A 13,697-nucleotide genomic window follows, 5' to 3' on the forward strand; every position below is an offset into this window, starting at 1 on the left:
AGAATGGAAAAAACCAATGGACGCCCATGACCACATCGACACCTGAAGCCGCCCGCGCCTACGCCATCGAAATGCATGGGGACCAGAAGTACGGCGTGCATCCGTACGTGCATCACCTGGATGCCGTGGTCGCCCTGCTGCAGCCGTATGGCATGCAGGCGCAGGTCGTGGGCTATCTGCACGACGTGGTGGAGGACACCGGCGCCACGGTGTCGCAGGTGCAGGAGCGATTCGGCGATCTGGTGGCCCGTTGCGTGTCGCTACTGACCGATGCGCCCGGTGCCAACCGCAAGGAGCGCAAGGCCAAGACCTATGCGGCGCTGGCGTTGGTGACTGGCGATGAAGAGCTGGCGCTGGTGGTCAAGGCTGCAGACCGGCTGGCCAACGTGCGGGCCTGCGTGGCGGATGGACATCGCGCGCTGTGGGACACCTATCGCGGCGAGCACGCGACCTTTCGGGCTGCGGCGTTTCGACCGGGGCAATGTGATCCGTTGTGGGCTGAACTCGACGGGCTTCTGTTGACGTGGCCGGCGTAGGGGGCCTGTTTGTGTTCGTTGTGCGTTTGTCCGGGGTGCGTGCGAATGACACCAGGTGCTCCCCTCCGCGAATGTCCCCCGCTTCGCTCCTCCTTTATTTCGCTGCGGGGAGCACCTGGCGTCATTCGCACAGGGACACGCTGCTGGTGATCCGGCGATCAATGACCGCTCTGTTCAGCGCTCGCGCCGATACGGGGCTCTTTTTAGCTAAATAAAGGAGGAGCGAAGCGGGGGACATTCGCGAAAAAGAGCACCGTGTCGGCGTGAGTGTCGCCCTGAAAGAACAACAGCAGCGCCTCAACGCCCTCTCACGCACTCATGATCGAGCCGAAGGATTCGAGAACGCCATCACCCCGTCGTTCACCGTCCCGAAGCGCAGGCTCATGAGGTCGCGCGCGTAGTTCTGGTACAGCCGCCACGGCGCACGCGAGCCCTGCTTCGGAAACTTGCCGATCGAGCGCTGCACATAGCCCGAAGAAAAGTCGAGCCACGGTTCAGCCACCAGCGCCGGGTCGGTGTTGCGCGGCATGCACTGTCGCCAGCCGTGCTTGTCCATGTGGTTCAGCACCCGGCAGACGTACTCGCAGGTCAGGTCGCACTTCAAGGTCCACGAAGCATTCGTGTAGCCGAACGACGACGCCAGGTTCGGCACGTCGCTGTACATCATTCCCTTGTAGTTGAAGGTCGCGGCCGGATCGACGGGAACACCATCGACGTCGAGCGCGATGCCGCCCAGCACCTGCAGATCGAGCCCGGTGGCGGTGACGATCAGGTCGGCATCGAGTTCCTGGCCCGACTTCAAGCGGATGCCGCTCGGCGTGAAGGTGTCGATGTGGTCCGTCACCATCGACGCGCGGCCGGCGTTGAGTGCCGCGAACAGATCGCCATCGGGCACGAGGCACAGCCGCTGGTCCCACGGGTTGTAGCGCGGCGTGAAGTGCGTGGCGATGTCGTAGTCGGGGCCCAAGGCCTGGCGCACGCCACCCAGAATCATCTGCTTAGCGCGCTCCGGCTTACGCCGCGAGAGGCGAAAGAACAGCATGCTCAACAGCACGTTCTTCCAGCGCGTGATGCCGTAGGCGACCTTGGCCGGCAGATGGCGCCGCAGCCGGTTGGCTATCGGGTCTTCGGCCGGCCGCGACAACACGTAGGTGGGCGAGCGCTGCAACAGCGTCACATGCGCGGCGGTCTTCGCCATCTCGGGCACCAGCGTCATCGCGGTGGCACCGCTGCCGATCACGACCACGCGCTTGCCTGCGTAGTCGAGGTCTTCGGGCCAGTGTTGCGGATGGACGATGCGGCCGGTGTAGTCGGCGGTGCCCGCGAACTCCGGCGTGTAGCCGGCCGTGTAGTTGTAGTAGCCGCTGCACATGAAGAGGAAGTTGCAGCTCATGCGGACCGGCTCGCGCTCGGGGCCGCGCTCCACATCTACCCACCATCGAGCCTCGGGCGTCGACCACGAGGCGCGCACCACGTGATGGTTGAAGCGAATCTTCGCGTCGATGCCATGGTCCTTCGCCGTCTCGCGCACGTACTTCAGGATCGACGGACCATCGGCAATCGCCCTGGCCTGCGTCCACGGCCGGAACGAATAGCCCAGCGTGTACATGTCGGAATCCGAACGGATGCCCGGGTAGCGGAACAGGTCCCAGGTGCCCCCGCTGCGCTCGCGCCCTTCGAGGATCGCGTAGCTGCGGCCGGGGCAATTCACCTGGAGGTGGTAGGCGGCGCCGATGCCCGAGAGGCCGGCACCGACGATCAATACGTCGACATGTTGTTGTTCTTCCTGCACCGATATGTCTCCTCAGTTGTTGTTGTCTGTCGCGCTTTCTCTTGCGGAGGGATCGGCCGGCCGCCCCCGGATCATCCACCACGCACTCACCGCACTCAGCACCGCCAGCCCGGCGCTCAGCAGCATCACCCACCGAAAGCCCGCCACGAACGATTCGGCCACAGCGCGTTTGACGGCGGCTGCAGTCGCCGCATCCACACCCGGTGGCATCGCCGCACCGGCGAGCTTGCTGCGCTCGCCTTCCAGAAACGCCGACACCTGCGCCGACGCGCCCATCTCGCGCAGGTTGTGCGCCAGCGCCGCATCGAAGGCCCACGCCATGACCGCGCCGAACACCGCGATCGCCAGCACAGCCGCCGCGCGTGACACCGCGTTGTTCACGCCCGAGGCCACGCCCGCCATCTCCGGCCCGACCGCATTCATGACGGTGGTGGTGAGCGGTGCCACGGTCACCGTCATGCCGAAGCCCAGCACCACCACGGCGGGCAGGAAACCAGTCCAGTAGCTGGCGCCCACGCCAGGCACTGCAAACAGAACGAAGCCGACGGCGGCGATGGCCGGTCCGATCACCAGCGGCATGCGCGGCCCGAAGCGGTCGACCAGTTGCCCGGCCCAGCCCGAGAGCGCGAACATGATGAAGATGAACGGCAGCAGCGCCGCGCCCGCCACGGTGGCCGAGTAGCCCTGCACCTGGATCATGTTGAGCGGGAAGAAATACAGGCCACCGCCGAGCGCGGCGTAGAGCAGCAGGGTCAGCAAGTTTGCGCCGCCGAAGTTGCCGATGCGCAGCAGCGAAAGCGGCAGCATCGGCGTGCGCACCCTGCGCTCGACCGCGATGAAACCCGCGCTTCCCACGACACCGATGGCCAGCGCCGCGAGCACGGCCGGTGAACTCCAATGCTGTGTGGGCGCCTCGATGAAGGCATAGACGATGCCACCCAGCCCGGCCGTGGCCAGCAACGCGCCCCAGGGATCGAGGCCGCCACTGGCCGAGGCGCCTCGGCTCTCGGGCACATGGCGCCAGACGATCCACAGCACCAGCAGCGCCATCGGCACGTTGATGAGAAAGGCCCAGGTCCACGAGAAGTGATCGACCAGAAAGCCGCCGAGCACCGGGCCCACGGCCGCCGTGATGCCGCTGAAGCCCGACCATGTGCCGATGGCCTTGCCCCGTTGTTTCTCGGGAAAGGCGGCGCTGATGAGCGCCAGGCTGCCGGGCACCAGCAGCGCGCCGCCGATGCCCTGCACCGCGCGCGCGGCAATGAGTTGCTGCACGGTGCCTGCCAGTGCGCAGGCCACGGACGACAAGGCGAAGATGCCGACGCCGATCGCGAAGATACGCCGGCGCCCGTAGTGGTCACCCAGCGCGCCGCCCACCAGCAGCAATGCGGCGAGCAGCAATGCATAGGACTCGACCACCCACTGCGCCTGGAAGGCGGTGGCATGCAGATCGGACTGGATGGCGGGCAACGCGACGTTGACCACCGTGCCATCGATGAAGGCCATGCTCGACCCGACGATGGCCGCTGCAAGAACCCACGGCTTCGAGGCCTCGGGGCAGGCGCTCTCTTGCGGCCCGGCAGCATGCAGGATCAGCGTGTCGTCGCAGGGCGCCTTGCCGATCTGTGCCATGGTTGCCGGGCTCCGATCTATTCGGTTTCGGTCTGGCCCCTTCCCCCTCTGGGGGAAGGTTGGGATGGGGGCTGCTTCCAATGGGGCGCCGTGCATCGTTGCGCGCCGTCGTGCCCCCACCCCTGCCCTCCCCCAGAGGGGGAGGGAGAAAGACTGGTCAGAGCGCGCATGCCGTGGCGGCCGGGTTGGCCTGTGCCGCGCTCACGCTGCGTGCCATGGCCGCTGCAGCCGCCGCCGTCACGCGCTGGGCGCCTTGCGCCACCGCATCCATGCCGCCACCCACGGACTCACCAAGTCGCAGTTGGCAAACCACTGTGCGCGCCTCATCGGAGCGCCGCAGCGTCCAGCTGAAATCGGCATCGACACGCCCACCGTCCACCGCATCGAACTGGCGCAGTTGCACCGCAATGCGCCACACCGGCTGCGATGTCTGGCGCCCACCCTTGCTCACGTCGAGCGCGCCGAGCCGCCCGGCGATGCCACCCGAAAGCGCATCGCGCAGTTCGTTCTCGAAAGACGAGGCCCAGCGGTGCTGTTCCAGCACCTCGACCTGCACGCTGCCGTTGGGCTGGCGCACCACCATCTGCGGCCGCGCGAGCCGTTCGGGCACTGCAACCGGCGCCAGCTCGATGTAGAGCGGCGTGGCGCTGGCCAGCGTCGATGGCGCGGCGTCGGCGGCAACCACCGGGCTGGCGAGCGTGTAGTAGCTGTCGGGCTTGCTCGCACAGCCTGCGAGCGCGATCAGGGCGGCGGCCACGGCGCCACATGCGAAGGTCTTTTTCATTTCTTGTCGTCCGGTTTGCCGCGCAGCAGCGACTCGGGGTGGCGCTCGAGGTAGTCGGTCAGGATGCGCACCGAGCCGGCGGCGCGCGTCAGCTCGCGCAGCGTCTGGCGCATGTCCTGCTGCAGCGGCGAATCGTCGGCCAACGTGCGTTCGGCCGTGTTGACGGTCTTGCGCACGTCCTTCATGGCCGCGGCCAGCTCGGGCGTCACGTCGCTGTTGATGTGGTTGACGGTCTGCTCGGTGGCGGTCAACGTCTTGTTGAGCGTGGCGAGTGTCGTGCGCAGGTCGCCCGCGATCTGCTCGTAAGGCACCTTGTTGAGCTTGGTCGCAATTTCCTGCACCTGCGACTGGATCTCGTCGAGGCTGTTGGCGACCGTGGGCAGCTCGATCGGGTTCTTCGTCACGTCGACCTTGGCCGGTGGCGCCTTCGGGAAGAAGTCGAGCGCCACATAGACCTGGCCGGTCAGCAGGTTGCCGTTGCGCAGTTGGGCGCGCAAGCCCTTCTCGGCCAGGAAGCGCAATCGCTCCTGCTGCGTCGAGCGCGACTCAGGGCCGGTGGCATTGCCCTCGCGGCGGCGCAGGCGGTCGGGGTACACCTGCACCAGCACCGGCATGCGGAACTCGCGCTCGGCGCGGTCGAACTCGACACCGATCGATTTGACCTCGCCGATCACCACGCCACGGAAGTCCACCGGTGCACCCGGCGTGAGGCCGCGCAGCGACTGGTTGAAGTACATCAGCAGCGTCTGCGAAGGACCATCGGGCTCCTTCATGGCGGTGGCTTCGTCCTGCGCCAGCGTGAACGAGGCGTTGGTCTTGGCGAGCGGCCCCATCGCGTCGTCGGGTGCCTGGAAGGCAATGCCGCCGAGCAGGATGGTCGCCAGTGACTGCGTGCGCAGCGTGAAGCCGCTGGCGCTCAGTTGCGCGTCGATGCCGCTGGCCTGCCAGAAGCGCGTGTTCATGCCGACGAACTTGTCGTACGGCGCATTGATGAAGACGCGGATCGTCACGCCGCGGCCGTCGCCGTCCAGTTCGTACGCAGCCACCTGCCCGACCTTGACGCGCCGGAAGTAGACCGGCGAGCCCACGTCGAGCGAACCGACATCGTTGGCGCGCAGCAAAAACTGCTGGCCCGAGTCGTCGCGCGTGACGATGGGCGGTGTTTCGAGCCCGGTGAATTCGCCCGAAGTTTCCTTTGACACACCCGCGTCGGCGCCGATGTACGCGCCCGACAGCAAGGTGCCCAGGCCCGAGATGCCCGAGGTGTCGAGCCGCGGCCGCACCACCCAGAAGCGCGAGTCTTCGGCGGTGAAGCCCTCGGCGTCCTTGTTGAACTGCACCAGCACGCGCACGTGCGAGCGGTCGCGCGCCAGCCGCAGGTGCGTGACAAGACCGATCTGCACGTCCTTGTACTTGACGACGGTCTTGCCGGCCTCCAGGCCTTCGGCCGTCTTGAAGGTCAGCACGACCTCGGGGCCGCGCTCCATCAGGATGCGCGCCACCAGCGTGATGCCGACCAGCGCCGCCACGATGGGAATGAGCCAGATCAGCGACGGCAGCCATTCGCGCCGTCGCACCACGCGAGGCTTGGGCAGCGCGGGGGGAGCAGGCGGCGCAGATGGCGCCGGTTTGCCCTGGGGTTGCGATTCGTCTTCTTCACTCATGCTGGTTTCTCATCCCTGTTGTCATGTCCCTGCGCGATGGCCTGCTCTTCCTGCGTCGCCTGTGCTTCCTTGCTGTCCCAGGTGAGCTTCGGATCGAAGCTCAGCGAAGCCAGCATGGTCAGCACCACGACCGAGCCGAAAGCCGCGATGCCCACGCCCGCCGTGATGACGGCAAAGCCCTGGATCTGCACCAGCCCGGTCAGCAGCGAAACCACGAACACATCGAGCATCGACCAGCGGCCGATGATCTCGATGATGTGATACAGCTTGGCCCGTTCGCGTCGGCGCCAGGTGCTGCCGCGCTGCGCCAGCACCACCAGCAAGAACAGCACCGCCAATTTGAACAGCGGCACCAGAAAGCTGGCAATGAAGACGATGGCCGCCAGCCCGTAGGCGCCAGAGACCCAGAAATAGATCACGCCGCTCAGGATGGTGTCGTACTGCGCGCCGAACAGCGTGCGCGTGATCATCACCGGCAGCAGGTTGGCCGGTATGTACATCACGCAGGCCGCGATCAAGAAGGCCCAGGTGCGGTTCAGGCTCTGCGGCTTGCGCGTGTGCAGATGGGTGCCGCAACGCCCGCAGGCATCGCCGTCTTCGGCATCGCGCCACACGGCTTCGCAATGCGGGCAGGCCAGCAGCCCGAGCGAAGCGGCGGTGGCAACCGGCGCGCCCTCGTCGTCGGCCTCTTCCTCGACCGGTGCGCTCGATGTCTTCTGTGCCCTGTAAGACAGGCGGGCCAGCGGCGACTTCATGCGGGCGTCTCCGGCGCGTCCCGGCCGCCGGTCTCTCCTGGCGGGCGGAAAGCCATTCCCCAGAACGCACCGGGGTTGAACGACAGCACCGACGTCAGCGTGACCGTGAGCGCCACGAAGGCCCAGAGCGCCGGCCCCGGCACCACCGTCGCCATGCTCGACAGCTTGACGATGGCCACCAGCACGCCGAGCAGGAACACTTCGATCATTCCCCAGGGCCGCAGCGACTGCATGGCCCGCACCAGGATCGCAAAGCCCAGCGGCCGGTGCTCGCGGCTCAGCGGAATCAGCAGGTAGGCCAGGATGCACAGCTGCAGCAGCGGAAACAGGATGGTGGTGGCCAGCACCAGCAAGGCCACCGGCGACATGCCCTCGGCGCTCAGCACCAGCACCGCGCCGGCCAGCGTGGTCTGGCTGCGCAGGCCCCGCAGCTCGATCTCGACGATGGGAAACAGGTTTGCAATGGCAAACATGATCAGGCTCGCCACCGTCAACGGAAGAATGCGCCGCTGCTGCGATCCGGGGTGCCGCTCGAGTTCGGTGCCGCAGCGCGGGCAATGCGCCACGTCGCGCGGCTGCAGCGTCGTGCGGGCATAGACCGCATCGCAACCCGGGCAGACCACTGTGTCAGGTACTTCCTTCATAGGTGAGCACCCTAACTCATTCAGGCGGTGTGGCTTGTCGTCCTGAGGCGCAGAGTGCTGAAGACTGCCGCCACCGCCGCACAACTTGCCGCCAGCACCAGCGCCACCACCGGCCCATGGCCGCCATGCGGGCTCCAGAGGCTGAAGACCGCCGCCAGCACCACCGCGCCCAGCGTCTGGCCGGTCAGCCGGGCCGTGCCCAGCATGCCGCTGGCCGCACCACTGCGGTGCGCCGGCGGCGAAGTGACGATGGTGTGGTTGTTGGGCGACTGGAACAGCCCGAAGCCCAGACCGCACAGCGCCATGCGCCAGGCGATGTCCGCATTGCCCGGATGTGCCGGCAGCGCCGCCAGCAACGCGAGGCCTGCGGCCAGCAGCGCCAGGCCGATGCCGCCGAGCAGCCCGTCGGGGTAGCGGCCGATCAGCCGTCCGGCGATGGGCGCCATCACCACGATGGCCAGCGGCCACGCCGTGATCAACAGCCCGGCCTCGATGTGGCTGCGCCCGTACACGTCGAGCAGCAGGAAAGGCAGCGCGATGTAGGCCAGCATCTGCGCGCAGAACGCGGCAACCGACGTGCCCATCGACAGCGCGAACACCGGAATGCGCAGCAGGTCGATGGGGAAAAGCGGCACCGCCTGCTTGCGCTGCCGCTGCAGATAGATGAAGCCCACCACCAACCCGGCCACAAGGATGCCCCAGGCCGAAGCCTGCGAGCCGCCCGCATCCACCGCACCTTCGCGCACGCCGAGACGGTCCACGCCCAGGAACACCAGCGAGAACATCAGCACGTTCAGCGCGACGTCGATCGGAGAAAACCGCAGCCCCGCCGCCGGCGCCACGCGATTGAACGGCAGCGCCTTCATGCCCAGCACGAAGGTGATGATGCCCAGCGGCACGTTGATGGCAAAGAGCCAGGGCCACGAAGCCACCGACAGGATGGCAGCAGCCACCGACGGCCCGGCCACCGAAGACGTGGCAACCACCAACGAATTGATGGCCATGCCCTTGCCCAACTGAGACGAGGGATAAGTCAGCCGCACCAGCGCTGCGTTCACGCTCATGATGCCCGCCGCCCCCAGCCCCTGGAAAGCGCGCGCCGCGATCAGCGTGCCCAGCGAATTGGCGAAGGTCGCAGCCAGCGAAGACACCGTGAACACCGCCATGCCCACGAGGTACACACGCCGATAACCCACCAGATCGCCCAGCGAAGCCAGCGGCAGCAGCATCACCAGCGTGGCGATCTGGTACGCGTTGACCACCCAGATCGCCTGCGACGGGCTGGCCTGCAGCTCGCGCGCGATGCCCGGCAGCGCCAGGTTGACGATGGTGCCGTCGAGCACCGCCACGATCAGCCCGAGGATGATGACCAGCATCGCCCAGCCGCGCTCCGGCGAAGCCAGCCCGTCGATGGGCTGGCGGTGAGAGTCTTCGGCCACCGGGCGTGCGGCGCCTGCGGATGCGGTGTTCAAGCTCGCTGCGCCTCCCGCGTGGCTTCGGAGCGCACGCCGCCCAGCGTGAGCCAGGTCAGCACCAGCGCGATGAGCGCACCGGCGGCCATGCCCGCCACCATCGGCAGCGGGCGGCCATCGGTGAAGAGGCCGACCACCGCCATTGCCAATGCGCCGGTCAGCATCTGCAGCGTGCCGAGCAGCGCCGAGGCCGTGCCGGCAATGGCGCCGTGCATTTCGAGCGCCAGCACGCCGGTGGTGGGAATCACGAGGCCCATGAAGCCGGAAGCGATGAAGTACAGAACGATCAGCACCCAGATGCTGTCGCCGCCCGTTGCGAAGTAAATGAACATCGCGACCATGGCCACGCCGCAGCACACCACGCCGAACTTGACGAGGTTGACCAGCCCGAAGCGTTCGCCCAGCGACCCCGTGAACTGCGATGCCGCGATGAAGGCCGCCGCGTTCACGCCGAAGGCCACGCTGTACATGGCGGGCGACAGGCCGTAGTGGTCGATCATCACGAACGACGAATTGGCCAGATAGGTGAAGAAGCCCGCCATCGCGAAGCTGCCGATGAACACCAGCCCGAGGTAATGGGTGTCGCGCAGCAGCAGCCAGTAGGCCGACAGCGCGCTGCCCAGGCTGCTTTCGACGCGCTCCGAGGCGGGGCGTGTTTCGTCGAGCAGCTTGACCATCATCGCCAGGCCTGCCACCGCCGCGATCGTCACGGCCCAGAACACGCCGCGCCATCCGGCAAACGCGATCACCACGCTGCCCGCGAGCGGCGCCAGGATCGGCGACACGCTGAACACCAGCATCAGCAGCGACATCAGCCGCGCCGCGTCGGTGCCGGTATGCAGGTCGCGCACCACCGCGCGCGGAATCGCCATGCCGGCCGCCGCGCCCAGGCCCTGGATGAAGCGCAGCACGATCAATGTCTGGATATCGGTTGCCAGCGCACAGCCCACGCTGGCCAGCGCGAACAGCACGAGGCCCGCATACAGCGGCGGCTTGCGGCCGACCATGTCGGAGATCGGCCCGTACAGCAACTGGCCGGCACCAAGCGAAAGAAAGAAGGCCGTGAGGCTCAACTGCACCGCGCCGATGTCGGCATGCAGGCTCTGCCCGATGGCAGGGAGCGCCGGCAGGTACATGTCGATGGCGAAAGGCCCGATGGCCGAAAGCAGGCCCAGCAACAGGGCCATCTTGAAGAAAGGAGAAGAACGCATTGACCCGATTGTCGCCAAGCGCGGCAATCGGTGCAGGCGTGGGGTCGGGCCTCAGCCGTTGCTAATTCTGGGCAAAGAATCGGTTGGCCGGGCGTGGCAGGCCGAGGTTCTCGCGCAGGGTACGACCTTCGTATTCACGCCGGAAGATGCCGCGGCGCTGCAGTTCGGGCACCACCTTGTCGACGAATGCGTCGAGCCCGCCGGGCAGCCACGGGAACATGATGTTGAAGCCGTCGCTGCCTTCGCTGTCGAGCCACTCCTGCATCTCGTCGGCGATGCTCTGCGGCGTGCCGACAAAGGCCAGCCCGCCATAGCCGCCCAGGCGCTGGGCCAACTGGCGCACGGTGAGCTTCTCGCTGCGGGCCAGCTCGACCACGCGGGCACGGCCGCTCTGGCTGGCGTTGGTCTCGGGCACTTCGGGCAACGGCCCGTCGGGATCGAACTTCGAGGCGTCGTGGCCGAGGGCGATGGACAGCGAGGCGATGGCGCTGTCGTAGTGCACGAGGCTGTCGAGCCTGGCGCGAATGGCGCGTGCCTCTTCCAGCGTGTCGCCGACCACGACGAAGGCGGCCGGCAATATCTTCAGGTGGTCCGGGTCGCGGCCGATCACGCGCATGCGACCCTTGATGTCGGCATACAGGCTGCGCGCCGCGGCCAGCGTGCCCGGCGCGGCGAACACGGCCTCGGCTGTTTCGGCCGCGAGCTGCCGCCCTGCTTCCGAGGCGCCGGCCTGCACGATCAGCGGCCAGCCCTGCACCGGCCGCGCGATGTGCAACGGACCGCGCACCGACAGGTACTTGCCCTTGTGGTTCAGCACATGCAGCTTGGCCGCATCGAAGAAGCGGCCGCTCTCGGCGTCGCGCTCGAAGGCATCGTCGGCCCAGCTGTCCCACAGGCCGGTGACCACGTCGTAGAACTCGCGGGCGCGGGCATAGCGCTCGTCGTGTTCCATGTGGTCCTCGCGGCCGAAGTTCAGCGCGGCGTCGGGGTTGGAGGTGGTCACGATGTTCCAGCCCGCGCGGCCTTCGCTCAGGTGGTCGAGCGAGGCGAAACGGCGCGCCACGTGGAACGGCTCATCGAAGGTGGTCGATGCCGTCGCCACCAGGCCGAGGTGCTTCGTGTGCTGCGCCAGCGCCGACAGCAGAGTGAAAGGCTCGAACGACGTGACCGTGTGGCTGCGCTGCAAGGCCTCGATCGGCATGTTGAGCACCGCCAGGTGGTCGGCCATGAAGAAGGCATCGAAGCGGCCACGCTCCAGCGTCTGCGCCAGTTGCTTCAGGCGCTCGAAGTTGAAGTTGGCATCGCGCCAGGCACCCGGGTAGCGCCACGCGCCGGTATGGATGCTGACCGGGCGCATGAAAGCGCCCAGCCGCAGTTGCTTGCCGGCGCTCATTTGCCGGCGGGCCAGAACACCAGCGCGCGCAATTCGATGCTCCGGCGCGGAGGCGCTTCGGGCGCACCCGTCGGGTCTTCGAAGGCGGTGTGCGCGGTGAAGCGCGCAACGCCGTCTTCGCGCGAGTCGTAGATCTTCAGCAGCAGCGCCTCGTCGGGCCGCAGCCTCGGGAACCAGTACCAACTGTGGTTCGGGTTGTAGGTGAACGAATAGGTTTCTCCGACCTTGTCGGGGTAGACCAGGTCGCTCGGCACCATGTCCTCGAAGGCGATGGAGCGTGCGTCGCACAGCGCAAGCGGCAGCCGCTCCACCGTGGCCAGCGGGCGCCACAGGTTGATGATGGCAAAGCGCTGCTTCAGGCGCGCCTCGGCTTCATCGGGTGGCAGGTGATCGCGCACCCGGCGCGGCGCGGAATCGAAAGTCTGGTCGTTGTGCACGCGCCGCACCGGCTCGCGCAGCTCGGCCGTGCGGCGCGAGCCCTGCGCGCTGTCGCGCAGCGTGTGGTCGAACACCACGATCTTCTCGGCGCCGGTGATGTCGCGCAGCAAGGCCTCGGACTCGCGGTAGTAGATGTCGCGGATGGTCGCGTCGTGCGAAAAATCGGCCACCACGCTGCGGTGCGAAATCTGCGTGAAGCCGCTGCGGTCGAGCGACAGCTCGTTCAGCGCCACCAGCGGCCGGCCGTCGCGAATGTTCACGCGGCGCGGCTCCAGCGTGCCGGTGACCCAGGGCACGCCGGGTGGCGGCTCGAAGGTGTAGCTGACGGGGCGGCCCTCGCCGGCCTTCAGGTAGTTGAGTTCGGCTTCCACCGAAGGCAGCGTTGCGGCCAGCATCTGGCCATTCGATCCGACGCTCATGCGGCATGCCTCCTCAAAACGGTTCCTTGAACGGGCGCAGGTCGAGTTCCTGCGTCCACGCGCTGCGGTGCTGCACATGCAGTTGCCAGTAGCTTTCGGCGATGGCTTCGAGCTGCAGCAGGCCGTCGTCGCCGGCCTGCGCCACGCGCTGCGGTGCGTTGTTGCGCAGGCGCTCGCCGTCGATGCCGCCATCGATCACCACGTGCGCCACATGAATGCCCTGCGGGCCGAATTCGCGCGCCAGGCTCTGGCTCAGCGAACGCAGGCTCGCCTTCGCGGCGGCGAAGGCCGCGAACGGCGGCTTGCCGCGCAGCGCCGCCGTGGCGCCGGTGAACAGCAGGCTGCCCCGCCCCTTGGCGCCATCGGCCTCGAAGGTGTTGGCCAGCAGGCCGCGCAGCGCCTCGCGCCCGAAGACGAAGCCGCCCAGCGCGCTGGTGCGCCAGGCCTGCGTGAACTGGTCGACCGAGATGTCGAGCGTCGGTGCCCGCACCGCGCTTGCTGCATTGAAGATCGCCACCGTGAGAGGGCCGAGCGCCCTCACCCGCTGCGCGATGCCATGGATCTCGGCCTCGCTCGCCACGTCGCCCGCAAAGGCATGGGCCCGGCCGCCGGCCGCTTCGATCTCGCCGGCCACCGCCTGCAACTGCGCCTGCGTGCGGCCGGTCAACGCAACGATGAAGCCTTCATCCGCGAAGCGCCGTGCCAGTGCGGCGCCCAGCCCGGCGCTGGCGCCGACACCGGCGATCCAGGCCACGGGCGATGGGGAAGAAGACGAAGAAGAAACCGGGGGAGTGACGGAGGCGACAGTCATAAGTGAGCACGGAGGCTATACCTGCGCCCCGGGGCGTGGAACGACTGAAAGGCGATAACCTTATTTGCCCGCAGGTCGGTGCGCGACCCCGCTTGACGCCCACCGCGCTTCGCGCCATGCGCGATGCCCTTCGCAATCGCGCCATC

The 13,697-nt window shown here is 67.5% G+C and carries 12 protein-coding genes; 1 reads left to right on the forward strand and 11 read right to left on the reverse strand.

Annotation, left to right across the window (positions count from 1 at the left end; all coding sequences use genetic code 11):
• The first annotated feature begins 26 nt into the window (after positions 1–26).
• Complete coding sequence (locus H7F35_RS29870; protein WP_187110115.1) at positions 27–536, forward strand: HD domain-containing protein; 510 nt, start codon at positions 27–29, stop codon at positions 534–536.
• A 316-nt stretch (positions 537–852) separates the two neighbouring features.
• On the opposite strand, the gene H7F35_RS29875 is transcribed toward H7F35_RS29870, so the two are convergent.
• From H7F35_RS29875 to H7F35_RS29925, 11 genes are all read right to left on the reverse strand, one after another.
• Positions 853–2,328 carry a flavin-containing monooxygenase gene (locus H7F35_RS29875; protein WP_187110116.1) on the reverse strand — a complete coding sequence of 492 codons (1,476 nt, stop codon included), beginning with the start codon at positions 2,326–2,328 and terminating at the stop codon, positions 853–855.
• A gap of 12 nt (positions 2,329–2,340) precedes the next feature.
• The gene (locus H7F35_RS29880; RefSeq protein ID WP_187110117.1) at positions 2,341–3,960 is read right to left on the reverse strand and encodes an MFS transporter; all 1,620 of its coding nucleotides are present in this window, start codon (positions 3,958–3,960) and stop codon (positions 2,341–2,343) included.
• Positions 3,961–4,117: 157 nt separating this feature from the next.
• On the reverse strand, positions 4,118–4,744 hold the full coding sequence (locus H7F35_RS29885; protein ID WP_187110118.1) for a membrane integrity-associated transporter subunit PqiC: 627 nt from the start codon (positions 4,742–4,744) through the stop codon (positions 4,118–4,120).
• Entirely contained in the window at positions 4,741–6,408 is a 1,668-nt protein-coding gene (locus tag H7F35_RS29890; RefSeq protein ID WP_187110119.1) for an intermembrane transport protein PqiB, read from the reverse strand. The genes H7F35_RS29885 and H7F35_RS29890 overlap by 4 nt, the downstream gene beginning before the upstream one ends.
• On the reverse strand, positions 6,405–7,163 hold the full coding sequence (locus H7F35_RS29895; RefSeq protein ID WP_187110120.1) for a paraquat-inducible protein A: 759 nt from the start codon (positions 7,161–7,163) through the stop codon (positions 6,405–6,407). The genes H7F35_RS29890 and H7F35_RS29895 overlap by 4 nt, the downstream gene beginning before the upstream one ends.
• Entirely contained in the window at positions 7,160–7,807 is a 648-nt protein-coding gene (locus tag H7F35_RS29900) for a paraquat-inducible protein A (protein ID WP_187110121.1), read from the reverse strand. The genes H7F35_RS29895 and H7F35_RS29900 overlap by 4 nt, the downstream gene beginning before the upstream one ends.
• 20 nt (positions 7,808–7,827) lie before the next feature.
• Complete coding sequence (locus tag H7F35_RS29905) at positions 7,828–9,279, reverse strand: MFS transporter (RefSeq protein WP_187110122.1); 1,452 nt, start codon at positions 9,277–9,279, stop codon at positions 7,828–7,830.
• Complete coding sequence (locus H7F35_RS29910) at positions 9,276–10,490, reverse strand: multidrug effflux MFS transporter (protein WP_187110123.1); 1,215 nt, start codon at positions 10,488–10,490, stop codon at positions 9,276–9,278. Before H7F35_RS29910 ends, H7F35_RS29905 begins: the two co-directional genes overlap by 4 nt.
• A gap of 61 nt (positions 10,491–10,551) precedes the next feature.
• Positions 10,552–11,883 (reverse strand): LLM class flavin-dependent oxidoreductase, encoded by a 1,332-nt coding sequence (locus H7F35_RS29915; protein WP_187110124.1) that lies wholly within the window; start codon positions 11,881–11,883, stop codon positions 10,552–10,554.
• Entirely contained in the window at positions 11,880–12,740 is an 861-nt protein-coding gene (locus H7F35_RS29920; RefSeq protein ID WP_187110125.1) for a CmcJ/NvfI family oxidoreductase, read from the reverse strand. The genes H7F35_RS29915 and H7F35_RS29920 overlap by 4 nt, the downstream gene beginning before the upstream one ends.
• A gap of 13 nt (positions 12,741–12,753) precedes the next feature.
• Positions 12,754–13,551, reverse strand: coding sequence for an SDR family NAD(P)-dependent oxidoreductase (locus H7F35_RS29925; RefSeq protein ID WP_187110126.1), 798 nt, complete (start codon positions 13,549–13,551; stop codon positions 12,754–12,756).
• Between the last annotated feature and the right edge of the window lie 146 nt (positions 13,552–13,697).

The organism is Variovorax sp. PAMC26660, assembly GCF_014302995.1.
Taxonomy (GTDB): Bacteria; Pseudomonadota; Gammaproteobacteria; order Burkholderiales; family Burkholderiaceae_C; genus Variovorax.

Coding starts and splice junctions, on each gene's coding strand:
- H7F35_RS29900 (WP_187110121.1), bottom strand. CDS start 7,807: ATGAAGGAAGTACCTGACACAGTGGTCTGCCCGGGTTGCGATGCGGTC.
- H7F35_RS29885 (WP_187110118.1), bottom strand. CDS start 4,744: ATGAAAAAGACCTTCGCATGTGGCGCCGTGGCCGCCGCCCTGATCGCG.
- H7F35_RS29895 (WP_187110120.1), bottom strand. CDS start 7,163: ATGAAGTCGCCGCTGGCCCGCCTGTCTTACAGGGCACAGAAGACATCG.
- H7F35_RS29890 (WP_187110119.1), bottom strand. CDS start 6,408: ATGAGTGAAGAAGACGAATCGCAACCCCAGGGCAAACCGGCGCCATCT.
- H7F35_RS29910 (WP_187110123.1), bottom strand. CDS start 10,490: ATGCGTTCTTCTCCTTTCTTCAAGATGGCCCTGTTGCTGGGCCTGCTT.
- H7F35_RS29920 (WP_187110125.1), bottom strand. CDS start 12,740: ATGAGCGTCGGATCGAATGGCCAGATGCTGGCCGCAACGCTGCCTTCG.
- H7F35_RS29880 (WP_187110117.1), bottom strand. CDS start 3,960: ATGGCACAGATCGGCAAGGCGCCCTGCGACGACACGCTGATCCTGCAT.
- H7F35_RS29915 (WP_187110124.1), bottom strand. CDS start 11,883: ATGAGCGCCGGCAAGCAACTGCGGCTGGGCGCTTTCATGCGCCCGGTC.
- H7F35_RS29870 (WP_187110115.1), top strand. CDS start 27: ATGACCACATCGACACCTGAAGCCGCCCGCGCCTACGCCATCGAAATG.
- H7F35_RS29925 (WP_187110126.1), bottom strand. CDS start 13,551: ATGACTGTCGCCTCCGTCACTCCCCCGGTTTCTTCTTCGTCTTCTTCC.